At 59.9% G+C, this 22,810-nt stretch carries 21 protein-coding genes, 1 tRNA gene and 1 pseudogene; 11 read left to right on the top strand and 12 right to left on the bottom strand.

The window, feature by feature from the left end; translation table 11 throughout:
• Window positions 1-13 precede the first annotated feature (13 nt).
• From AC0L2O_RS26975 to AC0L2O_RS26960, 4 genes are all read right to left on the bottom strand, one after another.
• Entirely contained in the window at window positions 14-964 is a 951-nt protein-coding gene (locus tag AC0L2O_RS26975; RefSeq protein WP_473371883.1) for an ABC transporter permease, read from the bottom strand.
• Window positions 965-1,037: 73 nt separating this feature from the next.
• On the bottom strand, window positions 1,038-2,702 hold the full coding sequence (locus AC0L2O_RS26970; RefSeq protein WP_473371857.1) for a peptide ABC transporter substrate-binding protein: 1,665 nt from the start codon (window positions 2,700-2,702) through the stop codon (window positions 1,038-1,040).
• 12 nt (window positions 2,703-2,714) lie between these two features.
• On the bottom strand, window positions 2,715-4,400 hold the full coding sequence (locus AC0L2O_RS26965) for an ABC transporter ATP-binding protein (RefSeq protein ID WP_473371856.1): 1,686 nt from the start codon (window positions 4,398-4,400) through the stop codon (window positions 2,715-2,717).
• Between the two features lie 141 nt (window positions 4,401-4,541).
• The gene (locus tag AC0L2O_RS26960) at window positions 4,542-4,664 is read right to left on the bottom strand and encodes a hypothetical protein (protein WP_473371855.1); all 123 of its coding nucleotides are present in this window, start codon (window positions 4,662-4,664) and stop codon (window positions 4,542-4,544) included.
• A 396-nt stretch (window positions 4,665-5,060) separates the two neighbouring features.
• Here AC0L2O_RS26960 and AC0L2O_RS26955 point away from each other — a divergent pair, with 396 nt between their 5' ends.
• Both AC0L2O_RS26955 and AC0L2O_RS26950 read left to right on the top strand, forming a co-directional pair.
• The gene (locus AC0L2O_RS26955; RefSeq protein WP_473371854.1) at window positions 5,061-6,386 is read left to right on the top strand and encodes an NAD(P)/FAD-dependent oxidoreductase; all 1,326 of its coding nucleotides are present in this window, start codon (window positions 5,061-5,063) and stop codon (window positions 6,384-6,386) included.
• 109 nt (window positions 6,387-6,495) lie between these two features.
• Window positions 6,496-6,972, top strand: a complete 477-nt coding sequence (locus AC0L2O_RS26950; protein WP_473371853.1) for an Lrp/AsnC family transcriptional regulator — start codon at window positions 6,496-6,498, stop codon at window positions 6,970-6,972.
• A 16-nt stretch (window positions 6,973-6,988) separates the two neighbouring features.
• Here AC0L2O_RS26950 and AC0L2O_RS26945 read toward each other — a convergent pair whose 3' ends face one another.
• On the bottom strand, window positions 6,989-8,365 hold the full coding sequence (locus tag AC0L2O_RS26945) for an aminotransferase class III-fold pyridoxal phosphate-dependent enzyme (RefSeq protein WP_473371852.1): 1,377 nt from the start codon (window positions 8,363-8,365) through the stop codon (window positions 6,989-6,991).
• Window positions 8,366-8,707: 342 nt separating this feature from the next.
• Here AC0L2O_RS26945 and AC0L2O_RS26940 point away from each other — a divergent pair, with 342 nt between their 5' ends.
• Window positions 8,708-9,397: a haloacid dehalogenase type II gene (locus AC0L2O_RS26940; RefSeq protein WP_473371851.1), complete on the top strand. Its 690-nt coding sequence runs from the start codon at window positions 8,708-8,710 to the stop codon at window positions 9,395-9,397.
• 104 nt (window positions 9,398-9,501) lie between these two features.
• On the opposite strand, the gene AC0L2O_RS26935 is transcribed toward AC0L2O_RS26940, so the two are convergent.
• From AC0L2O_RS26935 to AC0L2O_RS26925, 3 genes are all read right to left on the bottom strand, one after another.
• Window positions 9,502-10,959, bottom strand: coding sequence for an NAD-dependent succinate-semialdehyde dehydrogenase (locus tag AC0L2O_RS26935; protein WP_473371850.1), 1,458 nt, complete (start codon window positions 10,957-10,959; stop codon window positions 9,502-9,504).
• Window positions 10,960-11,166: 207 nt separating this feature from the next.
• Window positions 11,167-11,523 (bottom strand): cupin domain-containing protein, encoded by a 357-nt coding sequence (locus tag AC0L2O_RS26930; protein WP_473371849.1) that lies wholly within the window; start codon window positions 11,521-11,523, stop codon window positions 11,167-11,169.
• 13 nt (window positions 11,524-11,536) lie between these two features.
• The gene (locus AC0L2O_RS26925; RefSeq protein ID WP_473371848.1) at window positions 11,537-12,460 is read right to left on the bottom strand and encodes a 2-hydroxyacid dehydrogenase; all 924 of its coding nucleotides are present in this window, start codon (window positions 12,458-12,460) and stop codon (window positions 11,537-11,539) included.
• 40 nt (window positions 12,461-12,500) lie between these two features.
• On the opposite strand from AC0L2O_RS26925, the gene AC0L2O_RS26920 reads away from it, so the two are divergent.
• Entirely contained in the window at window positions 12,501-12,827 is a 327-nt protein-coding gene (locus tag AC0L2O_RS26920; protein ID WP_473371847.1) for a hypothetical protein, read from the top strand.
• On the top strand, window positions 12,806-13,684 hold the full coding sequence (locus AC0L2O_RS26915; protein WP_473371846.1) for a GNAT family N-acetyltransferase: 879 nt from the start codon (window positions 12,806-12,808) through the stop codon (window positions 13,682-13,684). Before AC0L2O_RS26920 ends, AC0L2O_RS26915 begins: the two co-directional genes overlap by 22 nt.
• 395 nt (window positions 13,685-14,079) lie before the next feature.
• On the opposite strand, the gene AC0L2O_RS26910 is transcribed toward AC0L2O_RS26915, so the two are convergent.
• Window positions 14,080-14,184 (bottom strand) — tRNA-Lys (locus AC0L2O_RS26910).
• A 251-nt stretch (window positions 14,185-14,435) separates the two neighbouring features.
• Window positions 14,436-15,356 carry a LysR substrate-binding domain-containing protein gene (locus AC0L2O_RS26905; RefSeq protein ID WP_473371845.1) on the bottom strand — a complete coding sequence of 307 codons (921 nt, stop codon included), beginning with the start codon at window positions 15,354-15,356 and terminating at the stop codon, window positions 14,436-14,438.
• A gap of 106 nt (window positions 15,357-15,462) precedes the next feature.
• On the opposite strand from AC0L2O_RS26905, the gene AC0L2O_RS26900 reads away from it, so the two are divergent.
• From AC0L2O_RS26900 to AC0L2O_RS26880, 5 genes and pseudogenes are all read left to right on the top strand, one after another.
• Window positions 15,463-15,786, top strand: a complete 324-nt coding sequence (locus tag AC0L2O_RS26900) for a Dabb family protein (protein WP_473371844.1) — start codon at window positions 15,463-15,465, stop codon at window positions 15,784-15,786.
• The gene (locus AC0L2O_RS26895; RefSeq protein ID WP_473371843.1) at window positions 15,783-16,862 is read left to right on the top strand and encodes a maleylacetate reductase; all 1,080 of its coding nucleotides are present in this window, start codon (window positions 15,783-15,785) and stop codon (window positions 16,860-16,862) included. The genes AC0L2O_RS26900 and AC0L2O_RS26895 overlap by 4 nt, the downstream gene beginning before the upstream one ends.
• A gap of 67 nt (window positions 16,863-16,929) precedes the next feature.
• A pseudogene (locus AC0L2O_RS26890) lies at window positions 16,930-17,042 on the top strand (NAD(P)-dependent oxidoreductase); the annotation flags it as partial.
• 15 nt (window positions 17,043-17,057) lie between these two features.
• Window positions 17,058-17,942 (top strand): intradiol ring-cleavage dioxygenase, encoded by an 885-nt coding sequence (locus tag AC0L2O_RS26885; protein WP_473371842.1) that lies wholly within the window; start codon window positions 17,058-17,060, stop codon window positions 17,940-17,942.
• Window positions 17,943-18,054: 112 nt separating this feature from the next.
• Complete coding sequence (locus tag AC0L2O_RS26880; protein ID WP_473371882.1) at window positions 18,055-18,342, top strand: YciI family protein; 288 nt, start codon at window positions 18,055-18,057, stop codon at window positions 18,340-18,342.
• A 276-nt stretch (window positions 18,343-18,618) separates the two neighbouring features.
• Here the strand turns inward: AC0L2O_RS26880 and AC0L2O_RS26875 are convergent, their stop codons facing one another.
• The gene (locus AC0L2O_RS26875) at window positions 18,619-20,109 is read right to left on the bottom strand and encodes a glutamine synthetase family protein (protein WP_473371841.1); all 1,491 of its coding nucleotides are present in this window, start codon (window positions 20,107-20,109) and stop codon (window positions 18,619-18,621) included.
• A gap of 200 nt (window positions 20,110-20,309) precedes the next feature.
• Between AC0L2O_RS26875 and AC0L2O_RS26870 the strand changes: the two genes are divergently transcribed.
• Window positions 20,310-21,251, top strand: coding sequence for a LysR family transcriptional regulator (locus tag AC0L2O_RS26870; protein ID WP_473371840.1), 942 nt, complete (start codon window positions 20,310-20,312; stop codon window positions 21,249-21,251).
• 346 nt (window positions 21,252-21,597) lie between these two features.
• Here AC0L2O_RS26870 and AC0L2O_RS26865 read toward each other — a convergent pair whose 3' ends face one another.
• On the bottom strand, window positions 21,598-22,800 hold the full coding sequence (locus AC0L2O_RS26865) for an ABC transporter substrate-binding protein (RefSeq protein ID WP_473371839.1): 1,203 nt from the start codon (window positions 22,798-22,800) through the stop codon (window positions 21,598-21,600).
• Window positions 22,801-22,810 lie beyond the last annotated feature (10 nt).

The raw sequence follows: 22,810 nt of genomic DNA, 5'->3' as shown, positions 1-22,810 counted from the left end.
GAGTACGGCAGGCTCAGCCCAGGCGAATGCGCGGGTCGACGGTGGCGATGACGATGTCGGCGATCAGGTTGCCCAGCAGGACCAGGATGGCCGAGAAGATCAGCAGTCCCATCACCACCGGATAGTCGCTGTAGCCGAGGCTATCGAGAAACAGCCGGCCCATTCCGGGCCACGTGAACACGGTCTCGGTGACCAATGCGCCGGTCAGAATGCTGGGCAGCTGCATCCCTGCCAGCGTGATCATCGGCAACAGGGCATTGCCGACGACATGCTTCAGCAGGATACGCCGCTCGCTCACGCCCTTGGCCCGGGCCGTCTTGACGAAATCCTGACTGAGCGCATCGAGTGTCGCCGTGCGCATATAGCGGCTCCAGACGGCGACATGAACGAGCGACAGCACCAGGCTCGGCAAGATCAGATGGTGAAGATAGTCCAGCACCGAGCCGTCGCCGATCGCATACATGTTGCCTGCGGGCACCCAGCCGAGCTTTAGAGTGAAGATGTAGATGCCGATCAAGCCGAACCAGAAGGTCGGGACAGACAGTGCCACCATGGCGCCGATTGTCGCGCAGTAGTCGAAGAGCGAATAGCGGTGGGTGGCGCCGCGGATTCCGATCCACGTGCCGGCCGCGATCGCCAAGGCAGTGGATGTGCCCATCAGCAGCAGCGTCGCCAGGAGATGTCGGCCAATCACCGCTAGCACCGAAGAGCCGTCACGGAACGAGTGCCCCCAGTCGCCCCGAACCAGCCGCCAGGCCCAGTCGAGATATTGAATCCACAGGGGCCGGTCCAGCCCCAGTTGCGCTGTCAGTCGCTGCACGTCCTGCTGGGACATGCCGGGATCGAGCCCGAACTGCGCCAGAGGACCGCCCGGCATGAGATTGAGAACCGTGAAGCCGATGATCGAGACGATCACCAGCAGCACGATGCTCTGCGAGAGACGATTGAGCAGGAACCCGGACATTCGAGTCACCATGTTGGCGTTGCAGCACCACTCCGCGCCGACCTCGGCCACACGGGCCTCGGCCGGCAGCACGTCAGCTCGCCCAATACCAGGCCAGAGCATTCCAGGATTCTGTGCGCGTATTGCCGTTCGGCACGAAGCCGTTGATCCCCTTCTTGAGACCTTCGACCGAGTTGTTCTGATACAGAGGCAGGAATGGCAAATCGCGGCGCACGATTTCCTGTATGCGGAAGTAGATGGGACGTCGCGCTTCCGGATCGAAGCTGCGTGCGCCCTTATCGAGCAGGGCATCAATCTCCGGATTTGCGTATTGCGCAGTGTTCGAGCCGCGACCGCCCTTCGCTGCGATCGAACGCGAGTGTAGGCGATTGGTGACATCAGGGTCGGCGCCAATCAGATAGGAGCTGCCGACGATCACGGAATCAAACTGCGATTGCACCCAAAAATCGCCCCACATCACGGCGGCGGGCAGGTTCGATATCTTCATCTCGACGCCGAGCTGCGCAAAGCTCTGCTGCAGGAACTGCTGCACCTGTTCACGAAGGGGATCGCCGGACGTGGTCGAATTGGTAAAGGACAGGCGAACGCCGTTCTTGGCACGAATGCCATCCGCGCCCTTTGCCCAGCCGGCCTGATCGAGGATCTTGCCGGCGCGATTCACGTCGAATTGGTGCAGGGGCAGATTGGCGTTGAAGAAGTAGGACTGCCGCGGCATGAACGTCTCTGTCGGGGTCGGCACTCCGTAATACAGCCCCTGGATGATCGCCTCCTTGTCGATCGCCGCGTAAAGCGCCTCGCGAACGGCAAGCTCCTTGAACTGCGGGCGCTCGAGGTTCAGGTAGAAGGATTCGAACGAGGTCCTTGGGACGAGCGTCACCACGCGGTTCGGCAGCGTCTTGGCTTCCCCATAATGATCAGGCGTGATGTAGGGTTGACCGACGAGATCAATGTCACCGCTCTTGAACTGCGTGTACAGAACGGTGAGGTCGGGAATGTATTTGAAGACCAGCCTCTCGATATGAGGTCCTTCTCCAAAATAGTCAGGGTTCGCCACGAGCTCGAGGTGATCGCCGGCGACCCGCTGGCCCCACTTGAACGGCCCAGTGCCGACGGGCGCCTGGTTGAAGGCAGCGCTGTTCGGATTGGCCTCCTTCTCGAGGATGTGCTTCGGCACGATGAAGGTTTCGGTCAGGAACGACAAATATGGCGCAAAGGCCTCTTCCATTCGCCACGAGATTTCAGTGGGCGAGATCACCTTGATATCGCGCACGAGACTATGGCCGGATGTACGCCAAGCCCGGAAATTGGGGTTCACGATCAGTTCGAGGGTGAACTTCACGTCCTCGGCACTGAAAGGCGTACCGTCGTGCCAGCGGACATCGTCACGCAAACGAACTCGCCATTTAAGGCCGTCTTCCGAAATGCCGCCGTTCTTTTGGTCCGGTACTTCCGCAGCAATGTTGGGCTGAATGACGCCTTGAGGATCGATACGGAAGAGCGCATCGAAGACCGAGAAATGCACGCCATCGTCGACTTCGATGTGGACCATCAACGGATTGAAGACGGTCGGCTCTTGTCCGAGCCCGACGATCACGCGGCCGGTCGGCTTTGCCGCAGAGTTGCGCGCGAAGGCAGGCTTGCCGAACGGATTTGATCCGGCGAGGCCGGCTGCGCCGGCGATCATCAACTGGAGTGCGCTACGCCGCGAATAGATCGATGCAGTCTGAGCTTCAGTCATGACGCCTCCTCATTAGTGGCTATGTCCGGCAAGTGTCGATTGGCTTCCAATGGCGCGGGCGCTGCTTGGCTGCTCGCCGGGGATGGCAGCGACAAGTTCGCGCGTGTAAGCGGATTTTGGATTCAGGAAGATCTGCGACGGCGGTCCGTACTCGACGATCTGCCCTCGATGCATGACCGCGATTTCATCGCAGATCTGGCTGGCCACGCGCAAATCATGCGTGATGAAGACCATCGATACGCCGGTCTCCCGCTGAACCTGGTCCAGCAGCTTCAAGATCTGCGCCTGGATCGATACGTCGAGCGCAGAAACCGCTTCGTCCGCGATCAACAGCTTCGGTTTGAACATCAGCGCCCGGGCTATTCCGATGCGCTGTCGCTGGCCACCCGAGAACTCGTGGGGATAACGATCGAAGGTTCCTGCATCCAGGCCGACATGGGCCAGGAGTTCTCGCGCCTGCTCACATGCTTCCTTGCGAGGCACTCCATGCGCAATCGGGCCAACCGTCAGAATTTTCCCGACCGTTGATCGCGGATTGAGCGAGGCAAAAGGATCCTGGAAAATCATTTGGATCTTCGGCCGAAGCGGCCGAAACTCGGCTTCGGAAAGCCGGGCAATATCGCGCCCCTCGAACAGGATGGTGCCGCTGTCGCTGTCGAGGAGCTTGATCAACAGTCGCCCGAGCGATGATTTGCCGGAGCCGCTTTCGCCGACAACGCCGAGCGTGCGTCCCGGCGAAAGGTCAAACGACACGCCATTGACCGCGGGTACGATCCGCTGCCTACCGAACAGTGCACTGCCGCTGCGGTAGGTCTTGACCAGACATTCGACCGTCAGAATGGAGGACGTAGCCGCAGCTTCCGCGGGAACGCGGTCCTTGCCCGTCAGATGCGGCACGGCCGCGATCAGGCGGCGCGTGTAGAGATGGCTCGGGGATTTCAGCACCTGCTCGGCGCTCCCCTGCTCCACGCAATGCCCCTTCTCCATCACCACAACGGAATCGGCAATCTCCGCCACAACTCCGAAGTCATGGGTAATGAACATCACGCTCATTCCCTTGCGGCGTTGAATGTCGCGGATCAATTGCAGAATTTGTGCCTGGGTCGTCACGTCGAGCGCGGTGGTCGGCTCGTCCGCAATCAGGATCGCAGGCTCGAGAGCCAGAGCCATGGCGATCATCACCCGCTGTCGCTGCCCACCCGAGAGCCGGAACGGATACTGATGATACATGAGCGGTGGATCCGGCAGGCCCACCTCAGTCAGCAATTCAATGGCGCGGCTGCGACGAGGTTTCGGCGTAGCCACGCCGTGTGCCGCCATCACTTCCTCGATCTGCGCGCCCACGGTCATCAACGGATTGAGCGCGGAGAGCGGATCTTGAAAGACCATGGACACGACACGGCCGCGGAGGTCGCGCAGCTTGTCCGACGACAGTCCTACCAGATCCATCCCTTCCAGACGGATCGCTCCCGAGGACACGCGGATCGACCTGGGCAAGAGCCCCATGATCGCGTTGGCTGTGACCGACTTGCCTGATCCTGATTCCCCGATGATGCACAGAATCTGACCGCGCTTCAGTTCGAAGGAGACGTTCTCGACCGCGTGCGCCCGCTCCATGCCCGTCGGCAAGCTCACGGTCAGGTCGCGGACCGCGAGTGCCACATCGTCCGAGGCTACAGGCTGGGGGGCAGAGGTCATTTGAACATTCTCCCCTTTCAAGCGCGTCCCGTGATCCCGTTGCGGATCGGCTCTTCGGCCTCTTTTACCGCCGCGACGCTCGGACAGGTCAACAACTCGTCGCTCATTCTGCCATTCTCCGCGCGGTGAATACGACATGATTCAGAGGTGAGCACGGGCGATCAGTCGAATGGAGAGCTCGAACGATGAATCGAGGTCCGAGAGGCTTCCATTGGCGCCCGGTTCGATCGCTTCGGCAAAGGTCTCCTCCCTGACAAGGCCCATCGCGCGTCACCTTTTGCATTTTTGCCGTTGATCGACATTGATCCGGTATTCACAATTCTGACTGCTTCAATCATCCCGGAGTCGCCGAAACGCGGCGGATAGGCAGCACGAAGTTCTAAAAACGAAGGTCGATTTGGCATTTCGGTCTGCGCCGCCGGGGCTCCCGACGCGGTACCGGGTTGGGCATCCCTGCTGACGACGAGGGCCGATCCGATTGCAGAGACTATCCGTCGATTTCCTCACCTACGATTGGCCGTGCAAGCGACGTATCCTCGCAACAATTGCCTTTGCCAAAAGCAACAAACCGCAGGATATGCCGCCCGAGCCTGAAAGTCCGCGGCGTGTCTGCCGTACCTCCGCGGATACAATACAGCCCTCACCGGAGATTATCGCCCAATGAGCGCGCCGCTCATGCATATTGATTCCAGTCCGACACTGCCTCGGGAGGCCGACGTCGTCGTCATCGGCGGCGGAGTGGTTGGCGTGTTCACGAGCTATTACCTGGCACGTCGAGGCCTCAAGGTCGCACTGCTTGAAAAGGGTCGCGTCGCCGCCGAGCAATCCAGCCGCAACTGGGGATGGTGCCGCCAACAGAACCGCGATGCGCGCGAGTTGCCAATCGCAACCAAGAGCCTCGATCTCTGGGAGCGCGTTGCCCAGGAGACCGGCGAGGATACGGGCTTTCGCCGCTGCGGCCTGTTGTATTTGTCGAACGATGAAAATGAGCTGGCCGGCTGGGCAAAATGGCGCGACTTCGCCCGGACCGTCGGCGTTACGACGCACATGTTGAGTTCGGAAGAGGCAAGCGAGCGAGGCAAGACGACGGGTCGCAAGTGGAAAGGTGGTGTCTTCTCTCCAACCGACGGGACGGCAGATACCTCAAAGGCGGTGCCCATCGCCGCACGCGCGATCACAGCGGCGGGCGGCACAGTGCACCAGCAATGCGCGGCGCGCGGCCTGGAGCTCAGTGGCGGCCGAGTCAGCGGAGTCGTGACCGAAGCAGGTACGATCCGGACGACGACGGTCGTCATGGCAGGAGGTGCATGGGCATCGTCGTTCTGCAACCAGCTTGGAATTCGCTTCCCTCAGGCATCCGTGCGCCAGTCCATTCTCGCCGTGGCTCCTGGTGCTGTTGGCCTGCCTGATGCCCTGTACGCCGGGCTGGTGTCGGCTACGCGACGCGGCAATGGCGGATACACGTTGGCAATCAGCGGGCGCGCGCGAGTTGATCCAACGCCGCAGCAGTTCAGGTTCGGCCGCGAATTCCTGCCAATGTTCGCCCGCCGGTGGCGAAGTCTTAGCCCTGGGGCCTTCGAGGGCTTGCGGCAAGGTCATGAATCCCTCGCGAAATGGCGGCTCGATCAGGTGACCCCGATGGAGCTGAACCGCACGCTCGATCCTCGCCCCGACATGAGGCAGATTCGGCTGACTTATCGACGAGCCAGCAAACTCGTGCCGGAACTCGGGCGCCTTGCGATCTCAAATGTCTGGGCCGGCTACATCGACAGCACGCCAGACGGCATCCCCGCAATCGGTGAAGTTGAATCGATTCCCGGCTTCATCCTCGCCGCGGGGTTCAGCGGCCACGGCTTCGGCATAGGCCCCGGCGCGGGACATATGATCGCCGACCTCATCACCGGCCGCGAACCGATCGTCGATCCGCGCCCCTATAGGCCGGAGCGGCTGAAAATGGGCGCTTGGGGCAAAGTCGCCGAGTTCTGAAAGCAGTTGCCCGATGGGAAAAGATGCAGGTTGATGCTATGACAGTGCTTATGACGCTGAAGCCTCCAATCCCTGACGCCGTTGTCGCCCCGCATCTCATGGCATTGCGATGAAGCTTGATAAGATCGACATCAGGATTTTATGCGAGCTGCAAAAGAACGGGCGGATTTCCAACGTCGAGCTCGCAGAGCTGATAAACCTTTCCCCGAGTCCGTGCCTGATGCGCGTCAAAAGGCTCCAGTCGGAGGGCTTCATTACCGGCTATTCCGCCCAGATCGATGTTGCCAAGCTCGGACAAACTCTAACCGTCTTCGCTGAGATCACCCTCAAGAATCATCGGCAGATCGATTTCGCGCGCTTTCTCACGACGATTGAAAAAATCGATTCCGTTGTCGAGTGCCATCTCGTTTCAGGCGGGTACGACTATCTCGTCAAATTCATCACGGCAGGGATCAGCGAATACCAGGCGGTGATGGAGCGTCTGGTCGAGTTGGATATCGGCATCGATAAATACTTCAGTTTCGTCGTGCTGAAGTCGCCGATCGTGAAATCCCATCTGCCGCTCGAAAGCATATTCAATAGCTGACAAACGGGCGCAGCGATTAACCTTTCATAGCCGCGCGAACGTCCTTGTCTTCGAGCGTCTGGTCGAGCGTGGCCCTTGTACGTTCGATGATGGCGTCAATGTCCGCATCGGTGCAGCACAACGGCGGCGCATAGCCCAGCACCCCTTGCGCGAAGGCGCGGATGACGAGGCCGTTGCCCCATGCCCGGTCGAAAATGCGGCGCGCGGCGTCGGCTTCCGCCGGCAGGGGCGTCTTGCGTTGCTTGTCCGTCACAAGCTCGATCGCAGCCAGCATGCCGCGCCCCCTGACATCGCCGACGAGCGGATGGTCGGCAAGCGCGCGAAGCCCTTCCATGAGACGATGCCCAGCCTTCCGGCCGTTTTCCAGCAGGCCGTTTTCGTAAAGGTCCAGGCATGCGAGCCCGACGGCTGCGCTGACGGGATGTGCGGAATAGGTGTAGCCATGGCCGACGGCCGCTTTGCCGGCGCCGTCTGCAATGGTGTTATAGACGCGGTCGGACATCAGAACCGCCCCCATCGGCACATAGCCCGAGGTCAGGCCTTTTGCCGTGGTCATGAGGTCAGGCACGACGTCATCGTCTTCACAGGCGAAGAGCGGACCGACACGGCCAAAGCCGGTGATGACCTCATCGGCAACGAACAAAATGTCGTGCTCCTTGCAAACAGCGTGCATGGCCTTCAGCCAGGACGGCGGCGGAACGAGGACGCCCCCCGAGCCCTGTATCGGCTCGACATAGAAGGCGGCAACGCGCTCGGCTCCGAGCTCGGCGATCTTGGCCCGCAGAGCTGCGACCGACGCCGCAATAATCGCCTGGGGATGGGAGCCGACAGGATTGCGATAGACGTAGTGCGACAGGATTTTGTGCTGCCAGTCGTATGGCACTCCGAAGCCTGCATGAAAGGCCGGCAGCGCGGTCAAGCCGGCCCCTGCCGTCGACGATCCATGGTAGCCAGATTCGACGGAAATGAACTGGTCCTTCTGCGGCGTCCCCTTGGCATGATAATAGTACCGAATGAACCGGATCGTGCTGTCGACGGCATCGGAGCCACCCAAGGTGAAGTAGACATGGTTCAGGTCGCCAGGCGCCAATTCAGCCAGCCTTGCGGCCAAACGGATGGCCGGGTCCGAGCCCAACCCGAAATAGCCCGTCGCATAAGGCAGCTCGCGGAGCTGCCTCGTCGCCGCTTCAACGATGCTGTCCTGTCCGTAGCCCGCATTGACACACCACAGGCCGGCGAAGCCGTCCAGCAATTGACGTCCCGAGACGTCGGTCAGCGTCGCGCCCTTTCCTGACTTCAGCACGCGAACGCCGGCCGCCTCGTGGCTGCGATAGGATGAAACCGGATGAATCAGATGCGCGCGATCGAGCTCAGTCAGCGAGTTGCTCAACATGTCGTCCTCCAGATCAACCGCAGTGTTTGTGCGGTCACCCCGATGTTTTCGCACTCAACGTAGGATGACCAAGACAGCACTTGCTCCCAGGCTGGAGATGGAGGGAGGGCATTTTGACTTTGATTGAGCACCGCCGCGGCATCTTATGCCGGCATGGAACGGCGTGGCATTGAGGCTGAACGAGGTGAGCGCCCTCGTCGCGCAACTCTCTGCCATGGCTTCGATGCGCTACGACACAATCTGCTCCCGATCGCCGAGAGATCGGCGCTTTGTCTTGCTGGTTCCTCGTTAGGATGCGTGTCGTACCGGCAAGCGGTGCGTGAGATCGCAAGGATTGGAGCTATGGCGACGTTCAGACCCAAATATATCACCTTCGACTGCTATGGCACGCTGACCAATTTCGACATGGCCGGCGCGGCGACGCGAATCTATGGTGCGGAGCTTTCGGCTGCGGCGATGGCAAAGCTCATCAAGGACTTTTCGGCCTATCGCCTGGACGAGGTTCTCGGCGCGTGGAAGCCCTATCTCGACGTCGTCCACAATGCGCTGGAGCGCGCCTGCAAGCGCAACGGCATTGCATTCCGGCCGGAGCACGCCGAGCGGATCTATCAGGAGGTGCCGACATGGGGTCCGCATCCCGACGTTCCGGCCGGCCTGGCTCGGGTTGCAAAGGAAATCCCGCTGGTCATCCTGTCCAATTCGATGAAGAACCTCATCATGTCGAACGTGGACAAACTCGGCGCTCCCTTCCACACGGTCATCACGGCCGAGGAAACCGGTGCCTACAAGCCGCATATGAAGGGCTTTGAGTACATGTTTGACAAGCTGGGCTGCGGCCCGGAAGACATTACCCACGTCTCCTCGTCCTTCCGCTACGACCTGATGACGGCCTACGACTTGGGCATCAAGAGCAAGGTCTGGGTGAACCGCGGTCACGAGCCCGCAAATCCCTTCTATGAATACACCGAGGTCGCCGGCATCGACGGGCTGGCTGCGGCAGTCGGATTGGCGCCCCTGCGCAAAAGCGCGTGAATGCGTATCCGGCCTTTCACCGCGTTTCAGACTTGCTTTGGGACGAAAAAGGGGGCGGTTCGACCGCCCCCTTTTCTTGTTCAGATGCAGATACGATGGACCGCTCAGTCCAGGCCGCCGACATGAAGCGCCTTGACCTCGAGATATTCCTCGATCCCCAACTGGGATCCCTCACGTCCGAGGCCCGACTGCTTGACGCCACCGAACGGCGCAACCTCAGTCGAAATCAGACCGGTGTTCAGGCCGACCATGCCGAACTCCAGCGCTTCGGCAACACGCCAGGAACGCTTGAGGTTTTCGGTGTAGAAATACGCCGCAAGACCGAATGGCGTACTGTTTGCAATTGCAATCGCCTCGTCCTCGGTCTCGAACCGGAAAAGCGGTGCGACCGGCCCGAAGGTCTCTTCTGAAGCGAGCAGCATCTCGGTCGTCGCGCCACCGAGCACGAGGGGCCGGGCATATTGCCGACCTTCGGGCACGGCCTCGCTCTCCGAGATGATCTTTGCGCCCTTGTTCAGGGCGTCCGCGACGTGCCGCTTGATCTTCTCGATCGCAGCACCGTTGATCATCGGCCCGATGGCAACTCCCTCTTCCGTACCGGCACCGACCTTCATTTTCGCGACCCGGCCGGCGAGCTTCTGTGCGAAGGCGTCGTAAATGCCGGATTGCACGAGAATGCGATTGCAGCAGACGCAGGTCTGTCCGCCATTACGGAATTTTGACGCAATCGCACCCTCGATGGCCCGGTCGAGATCGGCATCGTCAAAGACGATGAATGGCGCGTTGCCACCGAGCTCGAAGCTCAGCCTCTTGATGTTGTCGGCGGCACCTTTCATCAGCAACGCGCCGACCCGGGTCGATCCGGTGAACGAGATCTTGCGGACAGTTTCGTTGGCCATCAGCTCCGTGCCGATCTCCGACGGCATGCCCGTCACGATATTGATCACGCCCGCCGGGATTCCGGCGCGCTCAGCCAGAACAGCGATGGCGAGAGCCGAAAAAGGCGTAAATTCGGATGGTTTGATGACGACAGTGCAGCCCGCAGCAAGCGCGGGTGCCACCTTCCGTGTGATCATCGCGTTGGGGAAATTCCAGGGCGTGATGATCCCGCAGACGCCTACCGGTTCTTTCAGCACCAGAATGCGGCGATCGACCGTAGGCGCGGGGATTGTGGATCCGTTGATGCGGCGGGCCTCTTCCGCGAACCATTTGACGAAGGATGCGCCATAACGGATCTCTCCGAGCGATTCAGCAAGCGGCTTGCCCTGTTCCAGCGTCAGCAGCAGCGCCAGATCCTGTTCATGGTGCCGCATCAGCTCATACCAGCGCTCCAGCAGCGCGGCGCGCTCTGCATGAGACTTGGTCTTCCAAGGCTTGAACGCAGCCGCCGCTGCGTCGATCGCTGCCCTAGTCTCGTCTCGGCCCATGTCGGGGACGGTGTCAAGCACTTCCTGGCTGGCAGGATCGATAACATCAACGGTGGCTTTCGAGCTCGCATCGCACCATACGCCGCTGATCAGCGCTTGCTGGCGAAACAGATCCTTGTCCTTCAACGCAATCATGAGCTTGCTCCTTCTTCGGGCCCGGCCTCGGGATCAACGCCTGATTTACGAGTGGCGTGACGAAGCCGTCTCATGCGAGCAGTACCCGACCGCACGCCGCATTTTTGATTGAGAATGAACTGTCTGGCCGCGTTGAATCTGGTCAGTCGCGGCCCCGGAGGTCGAATATTCTGAGGGCCGCTCGAACATGCTGCCCTCAGCATCGTCTCAGTCATAATGGCAGACGTAGATCTTTCGCACGGTCTCGATCGTGCGCCAAACGCCGACGAAGCCGGGTTTCATCACAAAGCTGTCGCCGGCACGGTACCTTCTGGTCTCACCACCCTTTTCCTCGATTTCGATGAGGCCCGAGAGAATGTGGCAGAACTCGAAGGTGGTGCCCTTGATGGAATGGGTCTCGCCTGGCGTTGCTTCCCAGACGCCGGTCAGCACCTTCTCGCCTTTCGAGGCGTCCTGCGCCCACGTCTTAAAGGATGGATTGCCGGAAATGAGCCGTTCAGGGACAGGCAAGGCGTTCTTCGGCGCGAAATCCGGATTGGTGTCGATGGTGACGAGAAGCGACATGGCATTTTCCCTGCTAGTAGCCGAGTGTTCGATCGACGAGGCCGATCGGATCCTGTCCCGCGCGGTGGCGCCGAATGTTCTCTATGACCGATTGTGCTGCCGTATTCGGCTGCGTCACGGACGCGATATGCGGTGTGATGATCACTTTCTGATGCGACCAGAGTGGATGGTTCTCCGGCAGAGGCTCGGGATCGGTGACGTCGAGCATGGCCGCTGCAAGGTGCCCGCTGTCGAGCGCCGCGATGAGCGCATCCTGGTCAAGCTGCGGGCCGCGGCCGACATGCAGCAGCCTCGCTCCCACTGGCAAAAGCGAGAACAGCCTTGCATTCAGGATACCGCTCGTTTGCTCGGTCAGTGGCAGAAGACAAACGAGGATATCCGTTGCTTGCAGGAAACTGCCAAGCTGATCCTCGCCATGGAAACAGGTGACACCCTCCACCACCTTCTTTCTTCGGCTCCAGGCGGCAAGCGGAAATTGAAACGGCTTCAGGCGATCGATCGCGGCTTGCGCCAGCATGCCAAGGCCCAGGAAGCCAACACGCCGATCAGTCGCCTGGGACGATGCCAGCGCTTGCCAAACGCCGCTTTTCTGCCGCTCCCGATAGGCCAGCATCTCGCGATGGAGTGTCAGCACGCCGAGCACGACATATTCCTGCATCAGGCGTATGATGCCGTCTTCAACCATGCGCACGATTTTCACGTGGTCGGGTATGGTCTCCGGCTTGAATTGGTCGACCCCTGCACCGATGGAAAAGACCACTTCCAGATTGCGAAAGCGCGAGACATCATCGGGCGCGTTCCAGGTCAGCAGGTACTGCACCTTTTCAGGGTCGATGCAGTCACTGGAATGGTAGAATTCGAAATCAGGGAGCTCGCGCGCAAAGGCCTGCCGGAAAATTGCCCCCCGAGCAGCATCGGAATTGAAAAGGAACGCCATCGACGTGGTCCTCTCAGGTCCTCGCCCGGGATGCTGGGCGTTGAGACCGGCCTGGCCGACCATTGAGGGCTGGAAAGGCGGCGAGCCATCCAGCGAAGCCTTCAATATTCACTGGGACTCACCTGCCTGCTGTCGCCGGATATCGATAGGCCGCAACCAAGAGCTTTCCCTGCTGAATCAAGTTGCGCTTGCGGCGGAACATTCCGAATACCGCCTGCCAAACAGCCGAAACCTGCTGGCTTTCCGCGCTATGCTGCTGCAAAAGAAGGCTTGTGCGGCACCCAGCAGAAGACCGGGGGAGCGAGAGGCTGTGCGCCTTGAGTCCCGCAACGGAACGGATGAGAAATGGGACGAACGGTACGCGTGAAGTCCTTTGAATTGATGGCCAAGGACATCAACGACGTTGATGTGACGCTACTTCACGCGCTCTCGACCGGGGTTGGCTGGCCGCATCGCCCCAAGGACTGGGATTTCCTACGCCGCGCGGGCCACGGCATTGTCGCCGTGGATGGCATAGGGCGCGTCTTCGGCAGCGCGATGTGGTTTCCCTGTAGCCACGAATTCGCGACGATTGGCTTGGTGATCACATCGCCCCGAACCCAGGCACAAGGTACTGGCCGCTGGCTCATGGAGCAGGTTTTCGAGCGCTGTGGCGATCGGAATTTGACCCTCAACTCAACCCATGCAGCCTATCATCTGTATCTGTCACTGGGGTTCACGAAGGAAGCGATCGTCTATCAGTGGCAAGGAGAAGTCGTCTCTCCACCTCCGCCGGTGCCGGCTCTGGCCGGTGAATTGAGCTCGCTGTCCACTGCGAACATCGGAGAGATCGCGACACTGGATGAACGCGCGTTTGGAACCAACCGACAGAAGCTGCTCGCATTGCTTTCTGAAGGTGCCTCAATCTCCGTCTTGCGCCGCGGCGGAGAGGCCGTCGGTTTTTCGATGAGGCGCGAGTTCGGGCGCGGTCTAGTAATTGGCCCCATCATCGCCAGCAATGATTGTGACGCGATCCATCTCACGGCCGTGCATCTCAAAGATATCGCGGGGAAATTCGTCCGCGTCGATACGCGAGAGCAGACCGGTCTGTTTGCCGACTTCCTTCAACAAAGCCGCCTCGGGATAACCGAGACCGTCACGACCATGTCCAAGGGCCGGCGATTTCTGAACCGAACGGAAAACGAGCCGTGGGTGTATGGGCTAGCCGGTCACGCGCTGAGCTAAAGATGCGCTCTTGCCTTGATTTAGGCATCTGAGGGTCGTCCAAAATCGTAGTTTGGCGCACAAAATCGTGCGTCTGGTAGCGAGGGAAGGACTCAAATTCCCGATACAATCGATTCGGTTTTGCCTCTGCAACAGAGCGATCGGCAGAACAGAATGTCCGTTTTGCTCGCCGCAATATCCCATTCTACGACGAGCACGCAGTCGCCCTGTACCGTCGGATCTGCGCTCTGTATCGAGTAGCATGAAGATACGTAAGCAGGGAGAAGATGCAGAAAAAAGAGGAAGATCGCGCAGCAATCCAGCGGTGCGAGGTCCGATTATAGAAACGTCGCACGAAACTCGGCTTTACCCTCAATAGACATCTTTCGAAGCTATTGGAAACAAAGACTTTCTTTTGGTGGGCGCACCAGGGCTCGAACCTGGGACCCGCTGATTAAGAGTCAGCGACGGGTTAAGCACAATCAATGACTTACCGGTCGCACCACTGGACTTATCCGCCCGAAATTGGGTATTCGTCGCACGGTTTTGACGGGCCCATCGTCCGAGCACTAGCTTCAGCTTCCGATCAAACTTCTATCGCACCAACAATGGCAATCGCATGTTCGACTGGCGGCGGCCTGATCGTCACGATCAGCGCACAGCGCGCGGTGCTGTCGAAACGCTCCAAGTATGGCTTTTCCTTCCACCAACCACCGACCGGAGACGCCAGTGGCATCACGTTCCGCAAGGTCAGCTGCGCTACCCGGGGGCCTTACTGCGCCTCGATCCAGATCCCCGGCTCCGAACGCTCACGGATGTAGCCGACCAGAAAGTCAGAAAACACCCTGATCTTGGCAGGCAGCCCGGTTCGGTTCTGATAGGCGATGTTCATGGTGAGCAGAGGCAGTTCCCAGTCGATCAGGAGAGGGATAAGGCGGCCGGCTGCGATGTCGCTCTGAACGATGTAGAGAGGCTGGATGAGGATGCCGAGGCCAGTCAGCCCCGCGCCGCGGATGACCTGACCGTCATTGCTGTCGAGTGTCGGCGTGACGCGAACGGTCTGCGTGCCATGGCCCTTGCGCAGGCGCAGTGAATAGGGATCGTTGGCGAGATTGTAGACGAGCATGTTGTGGCGCGCGAGATCGGCGGGCTGTTCCGGCGCGCCGCAGCTTGCGAGATATGACGGCGAAGCGGCAAGCACGCGCCGCATCTGGCCAATGCGGCGGACGATGATGTTCGAATCCGGTTCCTGCTCACGCGTGCGGATCGCCACGTCGATGCCGGCCTCGATGAAATCGGGATACCGGTTGGCGGTTGTGATCTGGAGATTGAGCTTCGGGTAGCGCGCGCGGAAGGCCGTCAGCATCGGCGCGAGATAGATCACCGCAAAGGACAGCGAGCTCGTGACGCGCAGCGTGCCCTGCGGCGACAGTGCGCGATCGCTGACGATGTCCTCGGCTTCCGCCAATTCGCTCAAGACGTGGCTGGAGCGCTCCAGCAGCTCCTGTCCCGCTTCCGTCAGCCACAGCCGGCGCGTGTTGCGCTCGATCAGGCGAACAGCGAGGCGCTGCTCGAGCGCGCTGAGATGGCGGCTCGCGGCCGCGTTCGACATGCGCAAGGCCTCGGCGGCCTTGGACAGGCTGCCGAGTTCGGCCGTCTTGGCGAACACCTCCAGCTGGAGCAGGCGGTCCATTTTTTCTAAAACTGGAAAAGAGACTTACAATTATTGGGCTTTATTTCCGTCTTCTGCAAGCCAAAATGGCCGGAAGGAAGCAGGATAGCAGGCGAGGAACGGGGAAATGCCGAGGCCGATCAGGCACATCGTGATGTGGCGCCTGCGAGGGGACACCCCCGAGGAGCGCTCCGCCGCCCGGATGAAGGTCAAGACCCTGTTCGAGGGCCTCAAGGGCCGGATAGACGGCCTCACCCACATCGAAATCGGCATGGATGTCAGCGCGGTCGATTACGCCTGCGACGTGGTGCTCTTCTCCGAATTCACCGACCAAGCGGCGCTCAGCGCCTATGCCAATCACCCCGAACATTTGCGCGTGCGCGAGGCGCTTGGCGACTTGCGGATTGGACGCTTCCAGGTCGATTATCCCATCAAAGAGACCGGCGCATGATCGGTTCGTTCACCTTTGAAAACTTGCCCTGCCGCGTCGTGTTCGGCAGCGGAACGTTGGCTCAAGCCAAGGCCGAGGTCGAACGGCTCGGCGGCAAGCGCGCGCTGGTGCTGACGACGCCGCAGCAGGAGGCCCAAGGCAAGAGCATGGGAACAGCGCTCGGCCCGCTCTATGCCGGCATCTTTCCTGGCGCCACCATGCACACACCGGTCGAGGTCACCGAGCGCGCGCTCGCGGCGATGAAGGCGTGCGAGGCCGACTGTGTCGTCTCGCTCGGCGGCGGCTCGACCACCGGCCTCGGCAAGGCGCTGGCCTTGCGTACCGGCGTGAACCAGCTCTGCATCCCAACCACGTATGCCGGCTCGGAAATGACGCCCATCGTCGGCCAGACCGAGAACGGCCTGAAGACCACGGTGCGCGACGCCGCGATCCTGCCAGAGACCGTGATCTACGATGTCGACCTCACCCTGACGCTGCCGGCGAGCCTGGCGGCGACTTCGGGCATCAACGCGATCGCCCATGCCGTCGAGGCGCTCTATGCCCGCGACACCAATCCTGTGACATCGCTGATGGCGGAAGAAGGTATCCGCGCGCTGGCGCGCGCCCTGCCGGCAATCGCTGCGAAAAGCGACGACCGCGAGGCCCGCACCGAAGCGCTCTATGGCGCCTGGCTCTGCGGTGTCTGCCTCGGCACCGTCGGCATGGCGCTGCATCACAAGCTCTGCCATGCACTCGGCGGAACCTTCGACCTGCCGCACGCCGAGACCCACACCATCGTGCTGCCGCATGCACTGGCCTACAACGCGCCGGCCGCGCCCGACGCGATGGCGCGGATCTCCCGCGCGATCGGTGGGGCCGATGCATCGCAGGGGCTCTACGAACTCGCTAAGCGGCTGGGCGCGAAGCTGGCGCTACGCGATCTCGGCATGCCCGAAAGCGGCATCGACACGGCCGCCGATCTTGCCGTCACCAACGCCTATTGGAATCCGCGCCCGCTCGAGCGCAATGCCATCCGCGATCTGATCGCACGCGCCTGGGCCGGCGAGCCGCCCGGCGCCGCCAAAGCGACGGCGTGAGGCGATGCGGTGCACGCTTATCAAATCCGCCAACGCTATCAGCATGCATGATCCGACAGCTCGCGGCCAATTTCGCGAGACCTATGGCGCGCTGGTCGCGCAAGGCATGGCGAGACTGACTTCATCGCGACCGTCAAGCATCTGGAACCGTTGTTCGGACTTGGCGAGCCCAAACTCTGATCGACGGAGGCGAATGTGCGTAATTTCAGCGAGACCAACATCACTGACGCGGTGCTCGACCGCATCGCGGGCGCGACTGATCCTCGCATCAAGCAGGTCAGCGAAGCCCTGGTGCGTCACCTCCACGCCTTCGTGCGCGAGGTCAGACCGACCCAGAAGGAATGGGAGTACGGCATCGACTTCCTGACCCGCACCGGCCACATGTGCGACGACAAGCGGCAGGAGTTCATCCTGCTGTCGGACACGCTCGGCGTCTCCATGCTGGTCGATGCAATCAACCATCCGGTGCCGGAAGGCGCGACCGAGACCACCGTGCTCGGCCCGTTCTTCGTCCAGGCCGCGCCGGAGAAACAGAACGGCGACGACATCTCGGGGACCATGGAAGGCGATCCGATGCTGGTCACCGGCTCGGTCTCGACCGTCGATGGCAAGCCGCTCGCCGGCGCCGTGGTCGACGTCTGGCATTCCGACAATGACGGCTACTACGACGTGCAGCAGTTAGATGAGATCGGCGACCTCGCGATGCGCGCGCGCTTCCACACCGATGCCAATGGCCGCTTCCATTTCTGGTCGATCAAGCCTGCGGCCTATCCGATCCCGCATGACGGCCCGGTCGGCGAGATGCTGGAGGCGCAGGGACGCCATCCCTGGCGTCCGGCGCATGTGCATTTCATGATCTCGGCCCCGGGCTTCGAGCAGCTCATCACCCATGTGTTCGTCGCCGGCGACAAATATCTGGACAGCGACGTGGTGTTCGGCGTCAAGGACAGTCTGATCCACGATTTCGTACGCTGCCCGCCCGGCCGCGCGCCGGATGGTTGCATGCTGGAAAGCGCCTACTATCACCTCAACTACGATTTCGGCCTGAAGCGAACCGCAAGCAACGCACAGGCAGCATAAGCCGGACTAACAATTGACGGGCTGACAATGCTTCGCGACACGATGTAGGCGCCGTCTGATCAACATCGGGACGGCTGAAATGATAGCCGTCTCCAAGAAGACTGGAGACATCATGCTGTTCGCCATCCATGCCATCGACCACAGCGGCGCATTGGCGACCCGGCTTGCCAATTACGATGCCCACAAGGCCTTCCTCGGTGACACCTCACGCTTCGGAGTCAAGATCGTGATGTCGGGACCGCTGGTCGCCGACGACGGCGCCACGATGATCGGGAGCCTCTTCCTGATCGAGGCCCCGGGCCGCGCTGAAGTCGAGGTCTTCAATCGCGCCGATCCGTTTGCCGCGTCCGGCATCTGGGAGAAGGTCACGATCACGGGATTTCTGCGGCGGCAGGGATGAACGTGACGCGTCCTTGAGCTGGGCTCGTTGAGCAGCCGCCCGATATCCGTTCGCCCAGCAGCGGCGACGAGATGCGAACCTTCCCTAGGATCGCGGACGAATCAACAAGCAACCCATATATTGCAGCATTTTAGCAAACAGGGCCTCTACTCGATCACCTCGTCCGCGAGGGAAAGAAGAGCCGCCTCGAAGCCCGCCAGCCTCCAGCAACTAGTGCGCTTCAGCGGCTTGCTCGATACGCCCCTGCTCTGCCACACTTCGGGCGGCATCATACGGTCAGTACCGGGTAAAATACTCTCTATGTTCCCAACCCGTCACCTTATCCGGGCTTCGCTGCCAGTCCGGCTCTGAAGCAAGGAAACGGTTCACCTCCGACTGCTTCATCCCGACTAACCAGTCCACGAATGCCTCACCCAGCTGTCGGCGGAAGAACGAGGCTTTGTTGAGTGCCTCCAACGCCTCCATCAGGTTTGCAGGGAGAAGCGGCCGATGCGTCGCTGAATATGGGCTCGTCTCGGGCGTCCCTGGCTCTAGGCCACGTCGTATGCCGTCTAGTCCGCTGAGCACCTGAGAGGTAAGATAGAGGTGGGCATTGGCTCCAGGTTCGCCGACACGGTTCTCGATGTGAGCAGATGCTTCTCCGGCGCAACCCAACACTCGTATCATCGCCGCACGACTGTTATGTCCCCAAGTTGCGCGATCTGGCGCCAAGGAATTCGCCTTCCGACGGCGATAGCCATTCACGGTGGGAGTTGTGAATACAGATGCCGCAGCCGCGTGCTCGAGGATTCCGCCGACGAAATGGCGACCGGTCTCGGACAGAACGTCGTTCGCGCCCGCATCCGTCGCAAAAGCATTTCTTCCGTCTGAGGTTCTGAGGCTTTGATGAAGATGCCAACCGCTAGGTACATAGTTTGCCAGGCCAGGCAAGGCCATGAAGGTCGCATGCAAGCCTTTGCGGTATGCAACCTGCTTCACCATCGAGCGGAAGAGTGACATCGTGTCCGCGGCCTGCAATCCAGGCAGCACGTCGAAGGTAAACTCCAGTTGCCCCGGTCCCATCTCGTTTTCGACCGTGCGTAAAGGCAACTGTAGCGCCTCACAATGGCCCACAAGCGTACAGACGAAATCATCCATGCGATCAAGGTTGTCTTCGACTTGGTAGGAAAAGCCGCGCGATGCAGCCTCGACAATAGGCGGCGTCGGCGGCGCACCGAACCAGCCCATGTCTTCAGGCATCAGCTTGGAATCGACGACTTTGGCGACGTAAAACTCTATCTCCAACCCGGCCATGAAGGTGAAGCTCTCGCGTTCGAGATCGGCAAGCGCAGACTTCAGTTGGTGGCGCGCATCGAATGGGATAGGACGGCCGTCTCGGAAATACAGATCACCCAAGATCCAGCCTGTCCCCGGACACCAGGGCAGTTGCCGAAATGTGAGGGGGTCTGGAACGAGGACGACATTAGCGAAGCCACCCATCCCGGGTATACCGAATTCGCCACCTTCCGCGAACGGGTTGTAGGCCATCGCTTCGGCTGAATCGAAACTGTACTGCGCGTTCGTAAACTCGATGCCGCTTTTCAGCACCTTCTGGAAGAAGCTCGGCATCACCGTCTTGCTACGGAGCTTGCCCTGCGGGTCTGAGACCGAAACGCGAATACAACGGATTCCGTTCTTTGCGACGACTTCGAGGACGTCCTTGGCTGCAGACCGTTGTTCGTGATTCCAGAGACTATGGGCTTCGATAAATCCCGCTGTCGTGCTCATGGAAACGCCTGCTCAATATGACGTGCAACCGCCTCGTTGACCTGAACTGAAGACCACGCGTAGACGACACCGCGAGTGTGAGCAGATTTGCCGGAGCTACGCTCCCGAATGGAGTGCGCTCTTCGGCTTGGCCAATCGCTCATGCCAATCATCTTTGACAAGGATTGATCTAAGTCAAATTCATTATTAGAATTCGCACTATGAATGACATTAATTCACCTCTCGATCTTAATCTCCTGCGCGTGTTCTTCGCTATCTGGGACCTTCGGAGTCTTACCGCAGCCGGCGAGCGACTCGGCCTGACTCAACCGGCAATAAGCCATGCCCTGCGGCGCTTACGTGATCGCTTCAACGACCCGCTATTTGTGCGCGCCGCAAACCGCATGCTTCCCACCGAAACGGCCGTTCGCTTGCATGAGCCACTTGATCAGGCGCTCACGATCATCAACCGCGTCCTTCAAGAACGTATTGCGTTCGATCCATTGGTCACGCAGCGGACCTTCCGAATTGCGATGTCCGACATGGCCGAAATCTACGCCTTGCCCCGGCTGATGGCGCGGCTCAGTTACATCGCACCCTTGGCGAGAGTCAATGCCGTCCCACTTCAACCGGAGAACGGCGTCGCCGCGATGCGCTCTGGCGAAGTTGACCTTTCGATCGGGCACATCAAGGATCCCGACGAAGACTGCGTCAGCAATGAGGTATTCAACGACAGGATTGTCTGCATGGTTCGAGCGAACCACCCGATCGCCCGGTCAAAACTCACTCGATCGAACTTTTCTAATCTTCAGTTTTTTTATGCGCGAATGACCGCTCCCATTCACCAGATGGTCGAGCAATGGCTCATCGACGAAGCCCGCCCTCGGATTGCAGTTCGTGGACACTTCATGGCCGCGCCGGATATCGTAAGAAACACCGACTTAGCGGCGATCTTTCCCGAGAATATGGCTCTTCACCTCGATCGTGCGAAAGATTTTCGCCTCCTCGAATTGCCATTCGACTTACCTCCGATTGAAGTCAAAGTGCACAGCCATGCGCGGTTTGCGAGCGACATGGGGATTAAATGGATGCGGGAGACTGCGGCAACGATACTTAAGGAAGGTAAAAACTCAAAGGCTCTTGGTCGTCAGCCGAAAGGATGAGGTGACGCGAGCGACTTCTTAATGAGAAGTTTTTGCAAGCATCTGGCAGATCAGCCGTGTTGGCTCGCCCGACGCGAGACAACGCTGCAGCGCCGATACTGCGTGAGATCAGGCAGGATTTAACCAGAGTGATCCGCGACCGGGCTGGCGGCTCAGATTTGATTCGAGAAAGGCCTGGGCTTCCGGTTGGAGATCCAGGCAAGTTCGGAGGTAGCTTGGAAAACACAAGCCTGTCGGTCAATGCAGGGAAAAGAGCTAGCGCTCCGGATTCGTGATCGGAAGCACAGCTCCCCATCTCTTCGACCAGCGGCGCAATGCGCCGCTGGCAGCCGCTGCCCAAAGCACGCTATTCTGCTTTACGGAGAAGCTCATTTGTGGCGAATGGCGTCTTGGTCGTCCAGCTATCGGTAACTACGTGTTTTCCATCCTTGACCGACATGATTGGAAACGAGAACTTGTTTTGAATGTGCAGGTCGCGCGAAAACGAGTAAGGCCCAAAAATCGTCGGGATGCCATCAGGCGACTCGAGCGCCGCCACAACCTTCTTCGTATCCGTGCTCTTCGCATGCTCCACCGCTTTGGCGTAAAGATTGATGGCGACGTACCCTAGGAACGCGTGCGAGAAGGGGGGCTCGGCGTTATATTTCGCCTTGTACCTTTTCACTAGGTCGTTGACGGCTGCGCGTTGGTCATCGCCATAGATCGAGCCATGAACAGGATAATAGAAATCGTTGAGGCCAGGAACCGCATCCAGCCAGTGATTTCCGTCCATGGCGATACTCGCAAAGATCGGGGTCTTAATGCCGGCCGCCCGAATCTGGCGAACAGCTGCTCCACCACCTGGGGTAAAGGTGCAAAGCGTAATGACATCCGGCGCTGGATCCAGGTTCTTGATGCGTGTAACTTGGGAAACGATGGACGGGTCGCCGTTCTTGAAGGTGTCACGACCGACGATCTTGGCTCCGGCTAAGGTTTTAGCAGCGAATTCGTACCCGTAGCAAACGGACTTATTGTATTCGATGAGGGTGTCCGTGAGAATATATGCGGTCTTAAAACCTTTCTTTTCGTAACCCCACTCCGCCATGGCTGCACCTTCGAGCTGTGCGGCCGGCCCGCTGGTGAAAGCGAGCGGCCCCACACCCTGCACACCCATTTTCACGTCCTCTGCGCCAATCGAAAACGATATTTTACCGGCCTTGCTTGCTTCAAGCGCTGCAGGAGCGCCCATGTCGTAGTCAAGGTCAACGAAAACTACGTCTGCGCCTTTTTCCAAAACTTCCAAAGCGGCCTTCGCACCTTGGGCCCTGTCGGACTTGGTGTCGGCATAGATCGTCTTTATCTTTCGTCCTAAAATTCCACCTGCGGCATTCAGTTCATCGATCGCCAAATCGGCAGATTTGATGCCACCCTCGTTATTGACGGCAAACCAGCCGCTCTGAGCAATTGCGAAGCCGATCACAATTGGCTTTTCCTCGGCGAGCACGATGCCGGACAATGCGATTGCTCCGACGGCCGCGACGATGCAAGTTCCGATAAATCTCTTCCTCATCTTCTGCTCC

The sequence above is a fragment of the Bradyrhizobium sp. Kon10 genome (genome assembly GCF_055807395.1).
This window is presented reverse-complemented; position numbering and strand designations above follow the sequence as displayed.

Bases quoted from the DNA above. Each gene is read 5' to 3' on its own strand.
- AC0L2O_RS26975 (WP_473371883.1), bottom strand. From the start codon at position 964: ATGTCCGGGTTCCTGCTCAATCGTCTCTCGCAGAGCATCGTGCTGCTG.
- AC0L2O_RS26970 (WP_473371857.1), bottom strand. From the start codon at position 2,702: ATGACTGAAGCTCAGACTGCATCGATCTATTCGCGGCGTAGCGCACTC.
- AC0L2O_RS26965 (WP_473371856.1), bottom strand. From the start codon at position 4,400: ATGACCTCTGCCCCCCAGCCTGTAGCCTCGGACGATGTGGCACTCGCG.
- AC0L2O_RS26960 (WP_473371855.1), bottom strand. From the start codon at position 4,664: ATGGGCCTTGTCAGGGAGGAGACCTTTGCCGAAGCGATCGAACCGGGC.
- AC0L2O_RS26955 (WP_473371854.1), top strand. From the start codon at position 5,061: ATGAGCGCGCCGCTCATGCATATTGATTCCAGTCCGACACTGCCTCGG.
- AC0L2O_RS26950 (WP_473371853.1), top strand. From the start codon at position 6,496: ATGAAGCTTGATAAGATCGACATCAGGATTTTATGCGAGCTGCAAAAG.
- AC0L2O_RS26945 (WP_473371852.1), bottom strand. From the start codon at position 8,365: ATGTTGAGCAACTCGCTGACTGAGCTCGATCGCGCGCATCTGATTCAT.
- AC0L2O_RS26940 (WP_473371851.1), top strand. From the start codon at position 8,708: ATGGCGACGTTCAGACCCAAATATATCACCTTCGACTGCTATGGCACG.
- AC0L2O_RS26935 (WP_473371850.1), bottom strand. From the start codon at position 10,959: ATGATTGCGTTGAAGGACAAGGATCTGTTTCGCCAGCAAGCGCTGATC.
- AC0L2O_RS26930 (WP_473371849.1), bottom strand. From the start codon at position 11,523: ATGTCGCTTCTCGTCACCATCGACACCAATCCGGATTTCGCGCCGAAG.
- AC0L2O_RS26925 (WP_473371848.1), bottom strand. From the start codon at position 12,460: ATGGCGTTCCTTTTCAATTCCGATGCTGCTCGGGGGGCAATTTTCCGG.
- AC0L2O_RS26915 (WP_473371846.1), top strand. From the start codon at position 12,806: ATGGGACGAACGGTACGCGTGAAGTCCTTTGAATTGATGGCCAAGGAC.
- AC0L2O_RS26905 (WP_473371845.1), bottom strand. From the start codon at position 15,356: ATGGACCGCCTGCTCCAGCTGGAGGTGTTCGCCAAGACGGCCGAACTC.
- AC0L2O_RS26900 (WP_473371844.1), top strand. From the start codon at position 15,463: ATGCCGAGGCCGATCAGGCACATCGTGATGTGGCGCCTGCGAGGGGAC.
- AC0L2O_RS26895 (WP_473371843.1), top strand. From the start codon at position 15,783: ATGATCGGTTCGTTCACCTTTGAAAACTTGCCCTGCCGCGTCGTGTTC.
- AC0L2O_RS26880 (WP_473371882.1), top strand. From the start codon at position 18,055: ATGCTGTTCGCCATCCATGCCATCGACCACAGCGGCGCATTGGCGACC.
- AC0L2O_RS26875 (WP_473371841.1), bottom strand. From the start codon at position 20,109: ATGAGCACGACAGCGGGATTTATCGAAGCCCATAGTCTCTGGAATCAC.
- AC0L2O_RS26870 (WP_473371840.1), top strand. From the start codon at position 20,310: ATGAATGACATTAATTCACCTCTCGATCTTAATCTCCTGCGCGTGTTC.
- AC0L2O_RS26865 (WP_473371839.1), bottom strand. From the start codon at position 22,800: ATGAGGAAGAGATTTATCGGAACTTGCATCGTCGCGGCCGTCGGAGCA.